Origin of the sequence: Thiofaba sp. EF100 (assembly GCF_039822285.1) — a bacterium.
Lineage (GTDB): Bacteria > Pseudomonadota > Gammaproteobacteria > Halothiobacillales > Halothiobacillaceae > Thiofaba.
Window position 1 is genome coordinate 535,767 of sequence record NZ_JBAJEY010000001.1, and the last position, 19,743, is coordinate 555,509.

The 19,743-nt window shown below is 67.0% G+C and carries 17 protein-coding genes and 2 tRNA genes; 11 read left to right on the plus strand and 8 right to left on the minus strand.

The annotated features are described in order from the left end of the window. Positions 1-31 precede the first annotated feature (31 nt). The 7 genes from V6D91_RS02575 to hemA form a co-directional block, all read right to left on the minus strand. Positions 32-1,267, minus strand: a complete 1,236-nt coding sequence (locus V6D91_RS02575) for an aspartate kinase (protein ID WP_347317616.1) — start codon at positions 1,265-1,267, stop codon at positions 32-34. 110 nt (positions 1,268-1,377) lie between these two features. Beyond that, positions 1,378-3,996, minus strand: a complete 2,619-nt coding sequence (alaS, locus tag V6D91_RS02580) for an alanine--tRNA ligase (RefSeq protein WP_347317617.1) — start codon at positions 3,994-3,996, stop codon at positions 1,378-1,380. A gap of 6 nt (positions 3,997-4,002) precedes the next feature. Continuing rightward, positions 4,003-4,482, minus strand: a complete 480-nt coding sequence (locus V6D91_RS02585; protein ID WP_347317618.1) for a regulatory protein RecX — start codon at positions 4,480-4,482, stop codon at positions 4,003-4,005. Next, positions 4,466-5,509 (minus strand): recombinase RecA, encoded by a 1,044-nt coding sequence (gene recA / locus V6D91_RS02590; RefSeq protein ID WP_347317619.1) that lies wholly within the window; start codon positions 5,507-5,509, stop codon positions 4,466-4,468. Before recA ends, V6D91_RS02585 begins: the two co-directional genes overlap by 17 nt. Positions 5,510-5,547: 38 nt before the next feature. Then, the gene (gene prmC, locus V6D91_RS02595) at positions 5,548-6,420 is read right to left on the minus strand and encodes a peptide chain release factor N(5)-glutamine methyltransferase (protein WP_347317620.1); all 873 of its coding nucleotides are present in this window, start codon (positions 6,418-6,420) and stop codon (positions 5,548-5,550) included. Continuing rightward, positions 6,413-7,510, minus strand: a complete 1,098-nt coding sequence (gene prfA / locus V6D91_RS02600) for a peptide chain release factor 1 (protein ID WP_347317621.1) — start codon at positions 7,508-7,510, stop codon at positions 6,413-6,415. The genes prmC and prfA overlap by 8 nt, the downstream gene beginning before the upstream one ends. Positions 7,511-7,614: 104 nt before the next feature. Beyond that, positions 7,615-8,871: a glutamyl-tRNA reductase gene (hemA, locus tag V6D91_RS02605; protein ID WP_347317622.1), complete on the minus strand. Its 1,257-nt coding sequence runs from the start codon at positions 8,869-8,871 to the stop codon at positions 7,615-7,617. Between the two features lie 231 nt (positions 8,872-9,102). Here hemA and V6D91_RS02610 point away from each other — a divergent pair, with 231 nt between their 5' ends. The 11 genes from V6D91_RS02610 (at position 9,103) to recN (ending at position 18,752) form a co-directional block, all read left to right on the plus strand. Continuing rightward, positions 9,103-10,809: a tetratricopeptide repeat protein gene (locus V6D91_RS02610; RefSeq protein WP_347317623.1), complete on the plus strand. Its 1,707-nt coding sequence runs from the start codon at positions 9,103-9,105 to the stop codon at positions 10,807-10,809. Continuing rightward, positions 10,806-11,402 (plus strand): lipoprotein insertase outer membrane protein LolB, encoded by a 597-nt coding sequence (gene lolB / locus V6D91_RS02615; protein WP_347317624.1) that lies wholly within the window; start codon positions 10,806-10,808, stop codon positions 11,400-11,402. Before V6D91_RS02610 ends, lolB begins: the two co-directional genes overlap by 4 nt. Continuing rightward, entirely contained in the window at positions 11,390-12,244 is an 855-nt protein-coding gene (gene ispE / locus V6D91_RS02620; RefSeq protein WP_347317625.1) for a 4-(cytidine 5'-diphospho)-2-C-methyl-D-erythritol kinase, read from the plus strand. Before lolB ends, ispE begins: the two co-directional genes overlap by 13 nt. Positions 12,245-12,403: 159 nt before the next feature. Then, positions 12,404-12,478: transfer RNA gene (locus tag V6D91_RS02625), tRNA-Gln, on the plus strand. Positions 12,479-12,517: 39 nt separating this feature from the next. Further along, positions 12,518-13,459 (plus strand): ribose-phosphate diphosphokinase, encoded by a 942-nt coding sequence (locus V6D91_RS02630; RefSeq protein WP_347317626.1) that lies wholly within the window; start codon positions 12,518-12,520, stop codon positions 13,457-13,459. Positions 13,460-13,562: 103 nt separating this feature from the next. Beyond that, positions 13,563-14,162, plus strand: a complete 600-nt coding sequence (locus V6D91_RS02635; protein WP_347317627.1) for a 50S ribosomal protein L25/general stress protein Ctc — start codon at positions 13,563-13,565, stop codon at positions 14,160-14,162. Positions 14,163-14,172: 10 nt separating this feature from the next. Continuing rightward, positions 14,173-14,772, plus strand: a complete 600-nt coding sequence (gene pth, locus V6D91_RS02640; RefSeq protein ID WP_347317628.1) for an aminoacyl-tRNA hydrolase — start codon at positions 14,173-14,175, stop codon at positions 14,770-14,772. Positions 14,773-14,781: 9 nt separating this feature from the next. Beyond that, entirely contained in the window at positions 14,782-15,873 is a 1,092-nt protein-coding gene (gene ychF, locus V6D91_RS02645) for a redox-regulated ATPase YchF (RefSeq protein WP_347317629.1), read from the plus strand. A gap of 56 nt (positions 15,874-15,929) precedes the next feature. Further along, a tRNA-Met gene (locus V6D91_RS02650) sits at positions 15,930-16,006 on the plus strand. 150 nt (positions 16,007-16,156) lie between these two features. Continuing rightward, entirely contained in the window at positions 16,157-17,038 is an 882-nt protein-coding gene (locus tag V6D91_RS02655; protein ID WP_347317630.1) for an NAD(+) kinase, read from the plus strand. Positions 17,039-17,048: 10 nt separating this feature from the next. Further along, positions 17,049-18,752 (plus strand): DNA repair protein RecN, encoded by a 1,704-nt coding sequence (gene recN, locus V6D91_RS02660; protein ID WP_347317631.1) that lies wholly within the window; start codon positions 17,049-17,051, stop codon positions 18,750-18,752. A 43-nt stretch (positions 18,753-18,795) separates the two neighbouring features. Here recN and V6D91_RS02665 read toward each other — a convergent pair whose 3' ends face one another. Beyond that, the gene (locus V6D91_RS02665) at positions 18,796-19,581 is read right to left on the minus strand and encodes a dienelactone hydrolase family protein (RefSeq protein ID WP_347317632.1); all 786 of its coding nucleotides are present in this window, start codon (positions 19,579-19,581) and stop codon (positions 18,796-18,798) included. Between the last annotated feature and the right edge of the window lie 162 nt (positions 19,582-19,743).

Sequence of the window (19,743 nt, forward strand, 5' to 3'; positions counted from 1 at the left end):
ATTTTTGTTCAGTGATCGGAAAAGGGGCTGCTCAGGCAGCCTTATCCAGGCCGAAGGCGTCGTGCAGGGTGCGCACGGCCAGTTCCAGATACTTCTCGTCCACCACCACGGAAATCTTGATCTCGGAGGTCGAGATCATGTGGATGTTGATGCCTTCGCGCGCCAACGCGGCGAACATGGTGCTGGCGATGCCGGCATGCGAGCGCATCCCCACCCCGACGACCGAAACCTTGACGATCTTCGCATTGCCCGAGACCTCACGCGCCCCGACCTCGTCGGCGACCTTGCGCAGGATGCCCATGGCCTTGTCGTAGTCGTTGCGATGCACGGTGAAGGTCACATCGGTGGTACCGTCGGCACCGACGTTCTGCACGATCATATCGACCTCGACGTTGGCATCCGCCACCGGGCCAAGGATGCGGTAGGCCACGCCCGGCGCATCAGGCACGCCCTTGATGGTCAGTTGTGCTTCGTCGCGGTTGAAGGCGATCCCGGAGATGAGGGGCTCTTCCATACCGTTTTCCTCGTAAGTGATCAGTGTGCCAGGGTGTTCTTCGAACGGACCTTCGTCGAAGCTCGACAGAACACGCAGCGGGACGTTGTACTTGCCGGCAAACTCGACCGAGCGGATCTGCAGCACCTTGGAACCGAGGCTGGCCATTTCCAGCATTTCTTCGAAGGTGATCCGGTCGAGGCGGCGGGCATTCGGTTCGACACGCGGGTCGGTGGTGTAGACCCCGTCCACGTCGGTATAAATCTGGCATTCATCCGCCTTCAGCGCCGCCGCCAGGGCCACGCCACTGGTGTCGGAACCGCCGCGGCCGAGGGTGGTGATGTTGCCCTCTTCGTCCACCCCCTGGAAACCAGCGACCACCACCACCCGGCCCTCACGCAGATCATCGCGGATGCGCTGGGTGTCGATCTCGCGGATGCGTGCCTTGGTGAAGGCGGTATCGGTCAGGATCCGCACCTGGGCGCCGGTGTAGGAGCGGGCCGGCTGGCCGAGCTTTTGCAGGGCGATGGCGAGCAGGGCGATCGTGACCTGCTCGCCAGTGGCCGCCAGCATGTCCAGCTCGCGCGGATCGGCCTTGGGGTCGATCTCCCTGGCCAGACCCAGCAGGCGGTTGGTCTCCCCGCTCATGGCGGACACCACGACCACGATGTCATGCCCCATCTTGCGCCAACGGATGACGCGCTCGGCGACCTTCTGGATGCGTTCGACGGTTCCCACCGAGGTGCCGCCGTATTTCTGAACAATCAATGCCATGATTGGCCTGCCATAAAAGCGTCACAAACGGACGCGAATCAAAAAAGAGCCCGCCATAAAGCGGGCCCTCGATATTTTAATCAATGGTTGGATAAAAAACAGCCAGTGACCTAGCCGAGTTGGGCACGGACCCACTCGGCCACGCCGGCCAGGGCCTGCGGCAAGGCCTCGGGCTGGGTGCCGCCGGCCTGCGCCATGTCCGGGCGCCCGCCGCCCTTGCCCCCGACCTGCTGGGCGACGAAATTGACCAGTTCGCCCGCCTTAAGCTTGCTGGTCAGGTCCTGCGTGACCCCCGCGATCAGGCTGACCTTACCGTCCTGGACGGCGGCCAGGACGATGGCGGCCGACTTGAGCTTGTCCTTGAGCTTGTCCATCGTCTCGCGCAGGGCGGCCACGTCAGCCCCCTCGAGGGTGGCGGCCAGCACCTTGGCCCCGTGGACATCCACGGCCTGGTTGACCAGCTCATCCCCCTGCGAGGCGGCCAGTTTCGACTTGAGCCGGGCAAGCTCCTTCTCGAGCTGGCGCATGCCCTCGAGCAGCTGGGCGATCTTGCCCGGTGCCTCGCTGGCGGAGGACTTGAGCGCAGCGGCGATGTCATCCAGCACGGCCTGCTGGCGCTGCATGTAGGCGAGGGCCACGTCGCCGGTGATGGCCTCGACCCGGCGCACGCCCGCCGCGACCCCGGATTCGGCCACGATCTTGAACAGGCCGATGTCGCCGGTGCGCGCCACGTGGGTGCCGCCGCACAGCTCACAGCTGCTGCCGATATCCAGCACCCGCACCACCTCGCCATATTTCTCGCCGAACAGCATCATCGCGCCCAGCTTGCGCGCCTCGTCGAGCGGCACCACCCGGGTCTGCGTGGCCTCGTTGGCGAGGATTTCGGCATTGACGATGGCCTCGACGCGGCGGATCTCCTCGTCGGTCATCGGCTGGTGGTGGACGAAGTCGAAACGGGTCTTGTCCGGATCGACCTGGGAGCCCTTCTGCTGCACGTGCTCGCCCAGCACCTCGCGCAGGGCCTTGTGCAGCAGATGGGTGGCGGAGTGGTTGCGCATGGTGCGGCGGCGCGCGGCCACGTCCACCCGGGCGGTCACCCCGTTGCCCACGCTCAGGCTGCCGGTCTTGACCACGCCATGGTGACCGAACACGTTGGCCTGAATCTTCTGGGTGTCCTCGACGGCGAAGATGCCGTGGCTGGAGCGCAGCTCGCCCCGATCGCCCACCTGACCGCCACTTTCGGCGTAGAACGGGGTGTGATCGAGCACGACCACACCCATCTCGCCCTCCTCGAGCCGGTTGACCGCCACCCCGTCCTTGTACAGGGCCAGGACGTTGCCCTGGATTTCGAGCTCCTCGTAACCATGGAAGGTGGTGGCCGGGCCATCGTAGTCGAGGTTGGCCGCCATTTTGAACTTGCCGGCGGCGCGCGCCTGCTCTTTCTGCCGCGCCATGGCAGCGTCAAAGGCGGCGGTGTCGACGCTGATACCGTGCTCGCGGCAGATGTCGGCGGTCAGATCGAGCGGGAAGCCGTAGGTGTCGTGCAGCTTGAACGCCGTCTCGCCATTGAGCACGCCGCCCTGCCCCAGGGCGGCAAGCTCGCCCTCGAGGATGGCCATGCCATGCTCGATGGTCTCGAAGAAGCGGTCCTCCTCCTGCTTGAGGGTCGCCATGACGCGGGTCTGCTCGCGCACCAGCTCCGGGTAGGCCTCGCCCATCTCGGCCACCAGGTCCGGCACCATGCGGTGGAAGAAGGCGGCGCGGGCGCCGAGCTTCCAGCCGTGGCGGATGGCACGGCGGATGATGCGGCGCAGCACATAACCGCGCCCCTCATTGCCGGGGATCACGCCATCGGCGATCAGGAAGGCGCAGGCACGGATGTGGTCGGCCAGGACCTTGAGCGAGGGGTTGGCAAGGTCGGTCTGCCCGGTTTCACGCGCGGCCGCGCGGATCAGGGCCTGGAACAGGTCGATCTCGTAGTTCGAATGCACGCCCTGCATCACCGCGGCGATGCGCTCGATGCCCATGCCGGTGTCCACCGAGGGCTTGGGCAGCGGGTGCATCACCCCGTGTTCATCGCGGTTGAACTGCATGAACACGTTGTTCCAGATCTCGATGTAGCGGTCGCCATCCTCCTCGGGCGAGCCCGGCGGGCCACCGTAGATGCCCTCGCCGTGGTCGTAGAAGATCTCGGTGCAGGGGCCGCAGGGGCCGGTGTCGCCCATCGCCCAGAAGTTGTCGGAGGCGTAGCGTGCACCCTTGTTGTCGCCGATGCGGATGCAACGCTCCTCCGGGACGCCGATCTCCTTGGTCCAGATGGCATACGCCTCGTCATCCTCGGCATACACCGTGACCCAGAGCTTGTCCTTGGGCAGCTTCAGCACCTCGGTGAGGTACTCCCAGGCGTAGGCGATGGCCTCGCGCTTGAAGTAGTCGCCGAAGCTGAAGTTGCCCAGCATCTCGAAGAAGGTGTGATGGCGGGCGGTGTAACCCACGTTCTCGAGGTCGTTGTGCTTGCCACCGGCGCGCACGCACTTCTGGCTGCTGGCGGCTCGGGTGTAGGGGCGCTGGTCGAAGCCGAGGAACACGTCCTTGAACTGGTTCATCCCCGCGTTGGTGAACAGCAGGGTCGGGTCGCCCGCCGGCACCAGGCTGCTGGAGGGGACGACGGTGTGGCCTTTGGAGGCGAAGAAGTCGAGGAAGCTCTTGCGGATGTCGGCGGTCTTCATGCCAGTTCAGTCTTCTTGGAAATCGGTGGAACGCACGGCCTGGCGTGCGATGGCGGGGGGAAAACCCCGCGTTTGCAAAAAACGCAGCTGACGGGCCTGATCGGCCGGATCGACGGGCAGGGGGACGCCAAAGCGCTTGGCCCGCACCTCACGGGCCTGGGCCAGCCAATCGAGCTCAAGGCCCGCGAGCGCCGCGCTCACCTCGCGCTCCCCCACCCCGCGCGCCAGGAGGGCCGCGCGGATCTTCAGCGGGCCGTCGCCGCGCGCGGCGTGGGCGGAGGCGAACTCCTGGGCATAGCGTGCATCGCTCTGCCAGCCGGCCTCGCCCAGCTCGAGCACGGCCGCACGAGCGGCCTCGCGGGGCATGCCGCGCTGCTCGAGCTTGCGCACGAGCTCCGCCGCGGCATGTTCACGGCGGGTCAAAAGGCGCAGCGCGATCTCGCGCGCCTGCTGCCCCTCGTCCTGAGGATCAGAATTCCTCGACAAGGGCCTCGTCACTCACCGCCGTGCGGCCGCTCGCCATGGCCGGCATGGCCTTGGCGCGGATCTGCTGTTCGATCTCCTGCGCCTTCTCGGGATGCTCCTTCAGCCACTGCCGCACGTTGTCCTTGCCCTGGCCGATCTTCTCGCCGTTGTAGCTGTACCAGGCCCCGGACTTGTCGATCAGGCCATTCGCCACGCCCAGCTCGATGATCTCGCCCTCACGCGAGATGCCCTCACCGTAGAGGATCTCGAACTCGACCTGCTTGAACGGGGGGGCGAGCTTGTTCTTGACCACCTTGACCCGGGTTTCGTTGCCGATGACCTCGTCGCCCTTCTTGACCGAGCCGATGCGGCGGATGTCCATGCGCACCGAGGCGTAGAACTTCAGCGCGTTGCCGCCGGTGGTGGTTTCCGGGCTGCCGAACATGACGCCGATCTTCATGCGGATCTGGTTGATGAAGATGACCAGGCAGTTGGAGCGCTTGATGTTGGCGGTCAGCTTGCGCAGCGCCTGGCTCATCAGGCGGGCCTGCAGGCCGACGTGGGAGTCGCCCATCTCACCCTCGATCTCCGCCTTCGGCACCAGCGCGGCCACGGAGTCGATCACCACCACGTCCACGGCGTTGGAGCGCACCAGCATGTCGGCGATCTCGAGCGCCTGCTCGCCGGTGTCCGGCTGGGAGACGAGCAGGTCGTCGACGTTCACCCCGAGCTTGGCGGCGTAGGTCGGGTCGAGCGCGTGCTCGGCATCGACGAAGGCGCACACGCCGCCCTTCTTCTGCGCCTCGGCAATGACCTGCAGGGTCAGGGTGGTCTTACCCGAGGATTCCGGGCCGTAGATCTCGATCACCCGGCCACGCGGCAGGCCGCCAATCCCGAGGGCCAGGTCCAGGCCCAGCGAGCCGGTGGAGATGACGTCCACCTCGCGCGCGGCGGTGGAGTCGCCCATGCGCATCACGGAGCCCTTGCCGAACTGGCGCTCGATCTGGGTCAGGGCGGCGGCTAGCGCCTTCTTGCGGTTCTCGTCCATTGGCGGCGTGTACCTGGTAAAGCGTTGTCGAAGCGGCATTATTCCACAGAAAAAGAGGGCTGCCCAACGGGGGCTCGCCCCAGGGTCACCCGCCCATGGCCGAGCAGGTCAGCGAGGGTTTGAACGCCGGAAAACCCCGCCTCTCGCATCAGCCCGGCCACCGCCTCGGCCTGGTCATAGCCATGTTCGAACAGCAGCCAGCCGCCGGGCGCAAGGTGCGCGGGGGCGCAGGCGAGGATGGCGCGGATGGCATCCAGCCCCTCCGGCCCCGATGCCAGCGCCATGGCCGGCTCAAAGCGCACATCGCCCTGCCCAAGATGGGGGTCACCCGCGCGGATGTAGGGCGGGTTGCTGACGATCATGTCGAAACGCTCATCGCCCAACCCTTGGCACCAATCGCCTTGGCGCAGCTCCACATTCCGCAGCCCTAGCCGCTCGGCATTGGCGCGCGCCACCGCCAGGGCCCGAGGTGAGGCCTCCACCGCCACCACCCGCGCCTCCGGCCGCACGCTGGCGATGGCCAGCGCAATCGCCCCGCTGCCGGTGCCAAGATCGGCCAGCGCACAGGGGCCGTGTGGCAACCGCTCGAGTGCCGCCTCCACCAGCAGCTCGGTCTCTGGACGGGGGATCAGCACGGCATCCGTGACCGCAAGCTCCAACCCGAAGAAAGCGCGCATCCCGGTCAGATAGGCGACTGGCACCCCTTCGGCCCGGCGCGCCACCAGCTGCTGGTAGGCCACCCACGCATCCGAGGCCAGCGGCTGCTCGGGCCAGGCCACAAGGTAACTGCGCGGGCGGCCCAGGACATGGGCGAGCAGGATCTCGGCATCGGCGCGCGGACTGTCGCCGCCCGCCAGGCGCGCTCGGGCATACCGCAAGGCCTCGGCGATCGTCACCGTCCCCTCAGCCAAGCCCCGTCTCCTGCGCAAGCTCGGCCAGAAGCTCGGCCTGGTGCGCCTGCATCAGGGGCTCGAGGATGGGATCGAGGTCGCCCTGCAGGATGTCGTCGAGGCGGTAGAGGGTGAGGTTGATGCGGTGATCGGTCACCCTACCCTGCGGGAAATTGTAGGTGCGGATGCGCTCCGAGCGGTCGCCCGAGCCGACCAGCCGCTTGCGCTCGGCCGCCTGGGCGCTCTGCCGCTGGCTGCGCTCGATGTCATCCAGCTTCGCCTTGAGCAGGCTCATGGCACGGGCGCGGTTCTTGTGCTGGGAGCGCTCGTCCTGGCATTCGACCACAATGCCCGTGGGCAGGTGGGTGATGCGGATGGCGGACTCGGTCTTGTTGACATGCTGGCCGCCCGCCCCGGAGGCGCGGAAGGTGTCGATCTTCAGCTCAGCGGGATTGATGTCGATCGCCTCCGCCTCGTCCAGCTCCGGCAGGATGGCAACGGTGGCGGCGGAGGTGTGGATGCGCCCCTGCGCCTCAGTCTCGGGCACACGCTGGACGCGATGGGCCCCGGACTCGAACTTGAGCCGCGAATAGGCCCCCTGCCCCTGGATGCGGGCAATCACCTCCTTGTAGCCGCCGTGTTCGCCCGGGCTCTCACTCAAAATCTCCACCGGCCAGCCCTGCCGCTCGGCATAACGGGCGTACATGCGCAAAAGATCCCCGGCGAAGATCGCGGCCTCATCCCCGCCGGTGCCCGCGCGCACTTCGAGGAAGATGTTGTGCTCATCGTGCGGGTCCTTCGGCAGCAGGTGCTTTTGCAGCGCAAGCTCGAGCTCCTGATGCCGGGCCTCGAGCGTGGCGATCTCCTCCTCGGCCATGGCGCGCAGCTCGGCATCCTCCCCCGCCGCCATCTCGCGTGCTGCCGCAAGCCCCGCTTCCACATTGCGGTAGTCGCGCAGGCTGCGGACCAAGGGTTCGAGCTGGGCATACTCGCGCGACAGGTCGCGGAAGCGTTGGTTGTCGCCAATCACCTCGGGATCGGCGAGCAGCGCGGTGACCTCGTCGAAGCGGGAGGCGAGCTGTTCGAGGCGGTCGTAAATGGATGGGTGCATGACTTCAGAACTGACAGGAAAGGGCCGTAGGAGCGGCGCCCCGCCGCGATCATTCCGGTGTAACCGGCAGCGTAGCGGGCTCGGCCCCGGCCGGGGGATAGGAGCTAATCCCGAGACAGGTCGAACAGCAGGCGCGCGGCCTCGACGGTTTCGATCTGGCCCGTCTGGCAGGCCTCGCGCAGGGCCACGGTGGGGGCGTGCATGAGCTTATTGGTCAGTGCATGCGCCAAGTGGCGCAGGACCTCTTCCGCCGGCTGCCCCTGGGCGAGCTGGCCAAGGGCGCGCTCAAGGACCTCGTCGCGCGCCTGCTCGGCACCGGCACGCAGGTCGCGGATGATGTCCGCGCTGCCCTGCATGCGCAGCCAGTCGAGAAAATGCCCGACCTGGGCGTCAATGATCTCTTCCGCCTGCTGCGCGGCCTCCTGGCGGGAGCGACGGTTCTCGTCGATGACCTGCTCCAGGTCGTCGACGGTGTAGAGGTAGACGTCTTCCAGCTCGCCCACCTCCGGCTCGATGTCGCGCGGCACGGCGATGTCGACCATGAACATGGGGCGACGCTTGCGCCGCTTCAAGGCACTCTCCACCGCGCCCTTGCCCAGGATGGGCAGCTGGCTTGCGGTAGCGGTGATCACCATATCGGCCTCATGCAGGTGATCGGAAAGCTCGTGCAGGGCGATGGCGAACCCGCCGAACGGTTCGGCCAAGGCGTGGGCGCGCTCGAAGGTGCGGTTGGCGACGATCATGCGGCCGATGCCGTTGCCGTGCAGGTGCCGGGCGGCAAGCTCGATGGTCTCCCCCGCGCCGATCAGCAGCGCCGTCTTGCTGCCGAAATCACCGAAGATCTGGCGCGCCAGGCTCACCGCAGCGAAGGCCACCGAGATCGGACTCGCACCGATGGCGGTGTCGGTGCGCACCTGCTTGGCCACCGCGAAGGCGTGCTGGAACATGCGGTTGAGCACCGGCCCCACGGCCCGCGCCTCACCCGCCTGGGCGTAGGCGGTCTTGATCTGACCGAGGATCTGGGGCTCGCCGAGCACCAGCGAATCCAGTCCGCAGGAGACGCGTAGCAAGTGGCGGATGGCCTCGCCCTCCTCGTGCAGGTAGAGATAAGGACGCACCTCCTCCACGCTCAGACCATGCGCACTCGGGAACCAGCGCAGCAGCTCGCCCTCGCCCTCCCCGGCCACCGCAGCGTAGACCTCGGTGCGGTTGCAGGTGGAGACGATCGCCCCCTCACGCACCTGCGGCAGGCTCAACATCTCGCGCAGGGCATCCTTCAGCCGCTCCGGCGCGAAGGCCACCCGCTCGCGCACTTCGATGGGCGCGGTGCGATGGTTGAGGCCAAGGGCAATGATGGACATGAAGGGGATGCTGAACCGCAGGGGTCGAAGCCTGATGGGGGATGGGGATTTTCGGCCATCCCCCCGGCAATGACAAGCCAGCTAGACGCGCCTGCCGCCCAGGCCCCTGCACCTGCCGCGAACCTTGAGGGCTGATGCCCGTCAAACCCGGAGCCTCCTTCAGCACGGCCGTCTGGCCTGTCAGCCCCCCGTCCGCCTGATAGAATGAGCATCAACTCACGAGGATCACGCATGACCAGACGCCTTGTATTTCTGCTGCCGCTGCTGACCGCTGCCTGCGCGTCGGTCACGCCTGCACCCGAGCCGCGCGCGAATGGCGAGGCCGCGGTCGTGCAACACGCAGCGACAGCGGAAGATGTGCGCGGGGAATCCCTCTACTTCCTGATGCTGGGCGAACTTGCCGGCCGCCAGGGCCGGGTGGTCGATGCCGGCAGGCTCTACCTGGAATCCGCCAAGCTCAGCCGCGACCCGCGAGTGGCCGAGCGGGCGACCCGCATCGCCCTGTTCGCCCGCGACAGCGCCACCGCCGAGCAGGCCCTGGCATTGTGGACCGCGCTCGAACCGGCGCAGCCGGACCGCTGGGAAGCCGAGGCCCTGGTGCACATCCGCGCCAAGCGCGACAGCCAAGCCCTGGACGTGATTGACCGGCACCTGTCGGAAGGCGCGGACCGGGTCGAGACCTACCGCCGTATCGTCTCCATCCTGACCGTCGAAGGACTGCCTGGCCTCACCCTGATGCACGGCGTGGCCCAGCGCCATGCCGAGGATGCGGAAGGCTGGATCGCGCTGGCCCAGCTCGCCATGCACTTCAAGCAGTTCGACACCGCCCAGGCGGCCCTGCGCAAGGTCATCCGCCTGCAGCCCAAGCGCAAGGAGGCCTACCTCCTGCTGGCCGGCACCCATTTCAGCGCCGGGCAGATCGACCAAGGACTGAGCGAGGTCCGTGCCGCGGTCGAGCGCTTCCCGAAAGATCAGTCCCTGCGGCTGAACTACGCCCGCGCCCTGATCGAGGCCCGCCGTTACAACGAGGCCCGCCCGCTGTTCCAGGAGCTGCTGCGCAAGAACCCGGGCGATGCCGACCTGCGGTTCACCGTCGCCCTGCTGGCGTTGGATGCCAACGACCTCAACACCGCGGAGCGCGAGTTGCGCGCCCTGCACAAGGTGCCCGAGCGGGCCGATGTGGCTGCTTATTACCTCGGCCGCCTGTTCGAACAACGCGGTGACGCGCGGTCCGCGCGCGACTGGTACGGCCGCGCACGGCAAGGCGAGGTACGCATGGACGCGCTCATCCGCATCGCCACGATCGATGCCCGCCAGGGGCACCTTGATCAGGCGCGCGCCCATCTCGCCAAGGCGCGCGCGGAGACCGACACCACGGAGGAGCAGGTGCGCCTGTTCCTCGCGGAAGCAGACCTGCTGAAACAGTCTGGCCAGCCGGTGGCCGCCCTGGGTGTGCTCGACGAGGCCCTGCGCATTTACCCCGGCGAGCCCGACCTGCTTTACACCCGCGCCCTGCTCGCGGACCAGCTCGACCGCTTTGAGGAGGCCGAGGCCAACCTGCGTGCCATCCTCGCCCAGGATCCCGACCATGCAGAGGCCCTCAACGCCCTCGGCTACACCCTCGCCGACCGCAACCTCCGTCTGGACGAGGCCTTCACGCTGATCGACAAGGCTCTCAAGCTCAACCCCGACAACCCTGCCATCCTGGACAGCATGGGCTGGGTGCTGTTCCGCCAGGGGAAGCTTACTGAGGCCGAGGGTTACCTGCGCCGGGCCTACGCCCGCGAGCCCGACGGCGAGATCGCCGCGCATCTGGCCGAGGTCCTGGCTGCCCAGGGCCGCCGGGACGAGGCCCTCCAGCTGATCCAAGACGCCCTGACCCGCGACCCGGGCCGGCGCGAACTGCTGAACCTGCAACACCGCCTGCAGCAACCATGACCTTGCGCCTTCTCCTGCTCGGCGGGCTGCTCTTGCTCGCGGGCTGCGCCACCGCGCCCCTGCTCGAACCGACGACCGATCCTCAGCGCATCAGTCTGTGGCAGGCCCACCAAGCTCTGCTCAAGCAGGTCGAACACTGGCGAGCCGAAGGCCGCGCCGCCATTCTCGCCCAAGGCACGGGCGGGCAGGTCGCCTTCGACTGGCAGCGCGAGCCCGGCCAGCAGCTGCTGAACATCCGCACCCCCTTGGGCCAGAATGCCATGCAGCTGACCCAGAACGCCCAGGGCGTGGTGCTGATCGACCACGAGGGCTCGGTCTACCAGGGAAACGACGGCGAAGCCATGCTGCGCGAGACCCTGGGCTGGAGCGTGCCGCTTGATGCCATGCACGCCTGGTTGCTCGGACTGCCAGCCTCGCAAAGCGATGCCTACAACCTGGACGAGCTGGGCCGCCTCAAGCGCATGCACAGCAACGGCTGGCGCATCGACTACCAGCGCTACACGCTGGTCAACGGCATCCCACTCCCCAGCCGGATGGAACTGACCCATGCCGACCTGACCCTGCGTCTGGTCGTGGACCGGTGGCACCTGTGACCCCGTTGTGGTGGCCGGCCCCGGCCAAGCTCAACCTGATGCTGCGCATCGTGGGGCGCCGGGCGGACGGCTATCACGAGCTGCAGACCGTGTTCCAGCTGCTGGACTTCGGCGACCGGCTTGCCTTCGAGCCGCGCCCGGACGGGCTGATCCGCAAGCTTGACCCGCCGCCCGGAGTCCCCGAGGCCAATGGCTTGGCCGTGCGCGCCGCGCGCCTCCTGCAGCAGGCCAGCGGCACTGCGCTCGGAGCCGACATCCGCCTGGACAAGCGCCTGCCGCTCGGTGGCGGCGTGGGCGGCGGAAGCTCGGATGCCGCAACCACCCTCGTGGTCCTCAACCACCTGTGGGGCACCGGCCTGACCGAGGACCAGCTGGCCGAACTCGGCCGCCAGCTCGGTGCCGATGTGCCGGTTTTCGTACGCGGCCGCAGCGCCTGGGCCGAAGGTGTGGGCGACAAGCTCACCCCGCTCGACCTGCCCGAGCGCTGGTACGTCGTCGCCTGCCCGCCGGTGCACGTCAGCACCGCCGAACTGTTCGCCGATCCGAAACTTCCGCGCGACATGCCGCGCATCACCCCGCACGACTTCTGGAGCGGCGAACATGACAACGCCTTCGAACCCGTTGCCGTGCGGCGCCACCCCATCATCGCCACGGCCTTGGAGATGCTGCGCCCCTTCGGCGAGCCGCATCTGACCGGCACCGGCGCCTGCGTGTTCTGCGCCTGCGAAGACCACGCAACCGCAGAACGGGCCCGGCGCAGCCTGCCTGCCGGATGGACGAGCTTCACGGCCCGGGGCGTGACTCGCTCCCCCCTGCACCTGGCCCTGATGCAGCGGGCTTGATCTGTGGCGGATTTCTTTTATGATTCCGCGCCGTCTGGACGGCAAACCTGCCCCGCGCCCTTGTGCGCGAGTGCGGGAACCGAGGCGGGGTGAACCGCTTCAGTTTCGACAGAAGGGCTTGCGCAACGCGCGCCGATCCATATAATGCACAACCTCTCCTGGGCCGTCGCCAAGCGGTAAGGCACCGGATTTTGATTCCGGCATTCCTAGGTTCGATCCCTAGCGGCCCAGCCATATTCCTTCTCAAGAATCCTCTCGAACGTGGTGCATCCTATGCTGATGGTCTTCACGGGGAATGCTAACCCCGCGCTTGCCCAGCGTGTGGTTGAGAACCTTGACCTTAAGCTTGGCCAGGCCACCGTCACCCGCTTCAGCGATGGTGAGACTTTTGTCGAGATTCTCGAGAACGTGCGCGGCCGTGACGTGTTCGTCATCCAGCCGACTTCCGCGCCGACCAACGACAACCTGATGGAACTGATGGTGATGGCCGACGCCCTGCGCCGTGCCTCCGCCGGTCGCATCACCGCTGTCGTGCCCTACTACGGCTATTCCCGCCAGGACCGTCGCGTACGCTCCGCCCGCGTGCCCATCACCGCCAAGGTGGTCGCCAACATGCTGCAGAGCGTGGGCTTCGACCGCCTCTTGACCATCGACCTGCACGCCGAGCAGGTGCAGGGCTTCTTCGACATCCCGGTGGACAATGTCTACGCCTCGCCGATCCTGCTCGGTGACATCTGGCGGCAGAACCATGAGAACCTGACCGTGGTCTCCCCGGATGTGGGCGGGGTGGTGCGTGCCCGCGCCCTGGCCAAGCGCCTGAACGACGTGGACCTCGCCATCATCGACAAGCGCCGGCCGAAGGCGAACGTGGCCCAGGTCATGCACATCATCGGTGAGGTGCGCGATCGGACCTGCGTCATCATTGACGACATCGTCGACACCGCCGGCACCCTGTGCAAGGCCGCCGAGGCCCTCAAGGAACACGGTGCGCGCAAGGTCATCGCCTACGCCACCCACCCGGTGCTGTCCGGCAAGGCCATCGAGAACCTGCAGAATTCGGTGCTGGACGAGCTGGTGGTGACCGATACCATCCCCCTGCGCACCGAGGCCCAGGCCTGCGAGCGCATCCGCGTGCTGTCCGTGGCCGGGATGCTGGCGGAGACCATCCGCCGCATTCACACCGACGAATCGGTCAGCTCGCTGTACCTGGATTGAGTTTTCGCCGTGCCGTGAGGCACGGCACACCCCGGGCTGGTCGCGGCCCGGTGGATCACCCCGCCGCAAGGCGGGTTTTTGCTTGCTACTTTGGAGTAACACCATGAGCGTATCCTTCACCGTGAAGGCCACCCGCCGTGACGATCTGGGGAAAGGTGCGAGCCGCCGCCTGCGTCGCGAAGGCAACGTCCCGGCCGTGCTGTACGGCGGTAATGCCGAGCCGGTCGCCCTGACCATCGCCCACAAGGACCTCTGGCACAGCCTGGAGAACGAGGCCTTCTACTCGCACATCCTCGACATCGAGATCGACGGCAAGACCGAGAAGGCCATCCTGCGTGACCTGCAGCGCCATCCGTACAAGCCGCTGGTCATGCACGCCGACTTCCAGCGCGTGGGCGCGAACGACCTGCTGCACGTCAAGGTGCCGCTGCACTTCATCAACGAAGCCACCTCCGTGGGCGTGAAGAAGGGCGGCGTGGTCAACCACCTGGCCTCCGAGATCGAGATCACCTGCCTGCCGGGCAACCTGCCGGAGTTCATCGAGGTCGATCTGGCCGGCGTGGACGTCGAGCAGATCGTGCACCTGGCCGATATCGCCCTGCCGGCCGGCGTAAGCGCGTTCGAACTGGCCGCCCACGGCAACAACCCGGGCATCGTGGCCATTCACATGCCGAAGGGCAGCGCCGCCGAAGGCGAGGCCTGATCAGCCCCTCATGTCCGCAGCAGCCGCACCCCAACCCGATATCCGGCTGATCGTCGGTCTCGGCAACCCCGGGGCGCGCTATGTGGATACCCGCCACAATGCGGGTTTCTGGTTCGTGGACGCCATCGCCCGGCAGACCGGCGCGACCCTGCGTCCCGAACCCCGTTTTCATGGCGAAGCAGCCCGGACCACGCTCGATGGGCGTGAGCTCTGGCTGCTCGAACCCACCACTTTCATGAACCGCAGCGGCCAGTCCGTCGCCGCCCTCGCCCGCTTCTACAAGATCGCCCCCGAGCAGATCCTGGTCGCGCATGACGAGATCGACCTGCCCGTCGGTCAGATCAAGCTCAAGTTTGCCGGCGGTCATGGCGGCCACAACGGCCTGCGCGACCTGCACGCCCACCTCGGCACGCCCAACTACTGGCGGCTGAGGATCGGCGTCGGCCACCCCGGCAACAAGGATCAGGTGGCGGATTACGTGCTGCACCCGCCCTCCAAGCCCGAGCGCGAGCAGCTCGAGATCGTCATCGACGAGGCACGCCGCCTCTTCCCCACCCTGCTCCGCGGCGATGCAACCGCGGTCATGAACCACCTGCACGCTCTACGTTAAGGCACTACCATGGGTTTCAAATGCGGCATCGTCGGACTGCCCAATGTCGGCAAGTCCACCCTGTTCAATGCACTCACCCGCGCCAACATCCAGGCCGCCAACTATCCGTTCTGCACCATCGAGCCGAACGTCGGCGTCGTGCCCATGCCAGATCCCCGGCTGGACAAGCTGGCCGAGGTCGTCAAGCCTGAGCGCGTGGTGCCGACCACCATGGAATTCGTGGACATCGCAGGGTTGGTGAAAGGCGCCTCCAAGGGCGAGGGCCTCGGCAACCAGTTCCTTGCCAACATCCGCGAGACGGACGCCATCGCCCAGGTCGTGCGCTGCTTCGAGAACGACGACGTGATCCACGTCGCCGGGCGCGTGGACCCGCTGGATGACATCGACGTCATCAACACCGAACTGATCCTCGCCGACCTCGACACCGTCGCCCGCAACCTCGACCGCGCGGCCAAGGCCGCAAAATCCGGCAACAAGGACGCACTGGCGAAGAAGGAGATCCTCGAGCGCCTGTACGCCCACCTCGACGCCGGCCACAGCGCGCGTAGCCTGAATCTCTCCGAGGAAGAAAAGAAGGCCATCCGCGACCTGCACCTGTTGACCATCAAACCGATCATGTACATCGCCAACGTCAACGAGGACGGGTTCGAGAACAACCCCCTGCTCGATGCCGTGCGCGAACACGCCAAGGCCGAAGGTGCGGTCGTGGTGCCGGTCTGCGCCGTGATCGAGGCCGAGATCGCCGAACTGGACGATGCCGACAAAGGTGAGTTCCTTGCCAGCATGGGCCTGAGCGAGCCGGGACTGAACCGCGTGATCCGTGCCGGCTACGACCTGCTCGGCCTGCAGACCTACTTCACCGCCGGGGTGAAGGAGGTGCGCGCCTGGACCATCAAGAAGGGGGCCACCGCCCCGCAGGCCGCCGGCGTCATCCACACCGACTTCGAGCGCGGCTTCATCCGTGCCCAGACCATCGCCTATGACGACTTCATCCAGTACAAGGGCGAACAGGGCGCCAAAGAGGCAGGCAAGATGCGCGCCGAAGGCAAGGACTACATCGTCCAGGACGGCGATGTGATGAACTTCCTGTTTAATGTCTGATCCAGACTATTGACGCCAGGCGCCTATTGGATCAATAATATGCGCCTCGATTTTGAGGCTATGTAGCTCAGGCGGTTAGAGCACGGCACTCATAATGCCGGTGTCGGTGGTTCGAGTCCACCCATAGCCACCATATTGAAAAACCCGCATCCAGCGGGTTTTTTCTTTTCCGGCGAATATTCGGGCGCAGATTCCGGTGCCGCTTCCTCGTCGTTTCTTCGGCGTTTCTACCCTCGCCCCGGGTTTGCTATCGTTATCCGACATACGCAACACCAGGGCCCGCATGAGTCTCGCCTTCCGCACCGTCGGCATCCTCGCCAAACCTTCGGATGAGCGCCTGTCCGGCACCCTGGAAACGCTGGTCGAGCATCTGCATGCGCGCGGCCTCAGCATCCTGCTCGACCAGGCCACCTTGCCTGACCTGCCGGGCCTGCGCGACTACTCGCGCACCACCCGCGACGAAATCGGCCAACGAAGCGACCTGGTAATCGCCGTCGGCGGCGACGGCACCCTCATCAACGCAGCCCACTGCCTCGCCCCCCATGGCAAGCCGGTGCTCGGCATCAATCTCGGTCGGCTTGGCTTCCTCGTCGACATTTCCCCGGACGAGCTTGGCAGCCGCCTCGACCGCATCCTGGCAGGGGAGTACGTCGCCGAGGAGCGTTTCCTGCTGTGCGGCCGGGTGCTGCGCGGCGAAACGGTGGTGCACGAGGGGATCGTATTCAACGACCTGGTCTACAAGGTACGCGACGCGGTGCGCATGATCGAGTTCGAGACCCACATCGACGGCCGCTACCTGTTCACCCAGCGCTCGGACGGCATGGTCGTCAGTACGCCGAGCGGCTCGACCGCCTATGCCCTGTCCGCCGGCGGGCCGATCCTCACCCCAGGGCTCGAGGCCATCGTGCTGGCCCCCATCTGCCCGCACACCCTGAGCAACCGGCCGATCGTCGTGCCCGCGAGCTCCTGCGTCGAGATCCGGGCCACGCGCCACTCGCGCGCCAACAGCCTGGTGAGCTTCGACGGCCAGACCATGATCGACATGGAGCCGGAGGACCGGCTCAACATCCGCCGCGCGGCCCACACCGCACGCCTGATCCACCCGGCGGACTACGACTATTTCCACATCCTGCGTGCCAAGCTGCACTGGGGCGGGCATCCGTAAGGGAACAACCATGCTGCGCCACATCCACGTCCGCCAGTTCGCCATCATCGACGAGGTGCAACTCGAACTTACGGCCGGCCTGACCGTGATGACCGGCGAGACCGGCGCCGGCAAGTCCATCCTGGTCGACGCCCTGGGCCTTTTGCTGGGCGAGCGCGCGGGCAGCGAGGCCATTCGCCCGGGGGCCGAACGCGCCGAACTCGAGGCCCTGTTTTCACTCGACGACAGCCCGGAGGCCCGGCGCTGGCTGAGCGAGCAGGCGCTCGACGATGAATCAGGCGAGTGCCTCCTGCGCCGCGTGATCGCGCGCGAGGGTGCCAGCCGCGCCTACGTCAACGGCCGCGGGGTCAACCTCTCCACCCTGCGCGAACTGGGCGGGCTTCTGGTCGACATCCACGGCCAGCACGAACACCAGAACCTGCTCAAACCCGGCGCCCAGCGCGAGCTGCTGGACGGTTTCGGCGGGCACGAGGCCCTGCTCGCCCGGGTCAGCCAGGCCTTTGCCGAGTGGCGCGCCACCGCCGAGAAACTCGAGGCCCTGCGCCAGGCCGACGATAGCCGTAGCCAGCGCATCGAGCTGTTGCGCTACCAGGTCGAGGAGCTTACGGCCCTGCACCTGGAACCCGACGAATGGGAACGGATCGAGGCCGAGCACCGCCGGCTGACCCACGCCGGGCGCCTGATCGAACTGTGCCAGAATGCCCTCGAGGCGCTGTACGAGGGCGAGGGCGAGACCCTCCACGGCGGTCTGACCCACATCAACGCCCTCCTGGAACAGGGACGGCGCACCGACGCAGGGCTGGAGCCGGCACTGGAGCTGCTGCGCCAGGCCGAGATCCTGCTCCACGAGGGGGTGGACCAGCTGCGTGACTACGCCCGCAGCCTCGAACTCGACCCCGAGCGCCTGGCTGAGGTCGAGGCCCGCCTGACCGCCCTGCACGATGCCGCGCGCAAATACCGCGTGCGCCCGGAGGAGCTGCCGCAACTCGCCCGCCAGCTGGCCGACGAATTGGCCGAACTCGAAGGCGAGGGGGAATCGCTGGAGGCACTCGAGGACCGCCTCCTGACTCAAGAAGCCGTCTACCGCGAGGCCGCCCTCGCCCTCTCCCACGCACGTACCAAGACCGCCGCCCGGCTCGCCGCCCAGGTGACGGAGTCCATCCGCGGGCTCGGCATGCCGCACGCCCGCTTTGCCATCCAGGTCACCCCGCGCGAGGACAAGGGCTTCACCGCGCACGGACTGGACACGGTGGAGATGCTGGTCAGCACCAACCCCGGCCAGCCGCTCCAGGCGCTCGGCAAGGTCGCCTCCGGCGGCGAGCTGTCGCGCATCAGCCTCGCTTTGCGCGTGGCCACCGCCGTGCACGGCCAGGTCGCCACGCTGGTGTTCGACGAGGTCGACACCGGCATCGGCGGCAGCGTCGCCGAGGTGGTCGGCCGCCTGCTCGCAAGCCTTGGCCGCCAGCGCCAGGTGTTGTGCGTCACCCACCTGCCGCAGGTCGCGGCGCAGGGCAGCCACCACCTGCACGTGCGCAAGGAGCAGAGCGCGGACAGCACCCGCACGCAGCTGATCCCGCTCGACCGCGAGGCACGCATCGAGGAGCTGGCCCGCATGATGGGCGGAGTGGAGATCACCGCCCAGACGCGCGGCCTGGCGAAGGAGATGCTGGAACGCGCCGCAGGCGGGGGCGTGCAGGCCGCGCTGGGGCTGTAGCCCATCCCCTCGCGAACAGCGGAGGGAATGAGCCGCCCCGGATTCATCTGAACGCCTGTTCCAGGAAGGTCTTCATCATCGCCCAGGAATGAGCGTCCGCGTGGGCGTCATAGGCGAGCGGCATGTTGAATTCCTTGCCGAAGCGGTCTGCGTCCGGGTTGGTGAAGCTGTGCTTCACGCCCGGATATTCGAGGTAGGTGAACTCCACCCCCGCCGCACGCATCTCCTCGTGGAAGTTCAGCACGTCCTCCGGCTTGATCATCGGATCGGCCGCACCGTTAGCCACGAACACCTTGGCCTTCACCCCACCCGGCTCGGCCGGCTGGGTGGTCGCGAGCGCACCGTGGAAGCTCGCCACGGCGTCCAGGTCCGCGCCTGAGCGGGCCATGTTCAGCACCACACTTCCGCCGAAACAGTAACCGATCGCAGCGATGTGCCGGGCATCCGTCTGCGGCTGCCTGGCCAGCAGCGCGCGCGCCGCCTCGAAGCGCCGCTTCGCCTTGGGGAAGTCCGCCATGGCGGCCTGGGCGAAGCCGCCCGCGTCCTTGGGGTGGCTGGCGGTCTTGCCGTCGCCATACATGTCCAGCGCCATGCCGACATAACCCATTTTGGCCAGCATTTCCGCGCGCTTGCGCACATAGGGGGTGTGCCCCCACCACTCATGGACCACAAGCACGCCGGGACGCTTATCCTTGATGGCGTCGTCATAGGCGATGTAGGCCACATACTTCTGGCCATCCGCCTCGTAACTGGTTTCCTTGGTCACGATGGCGGCTTGGGCACTTCCCAGCGCCAGCCAGGCCAGCATTCCCATCATCATGGTGCGCATGGTGTCCTCCAGAAATGGGCTTTCGAGTTACGAATATAGCCCGATCCCGAGGCCATGGCGGACCGTCTTGCCCATCTGCCCCACGGCCCATGCACCACGATGGCCCACTCGTGCTCTTATGTGGTGCACAGCGAGCCGCCTCGCCAAGAAACAACAAGGCCG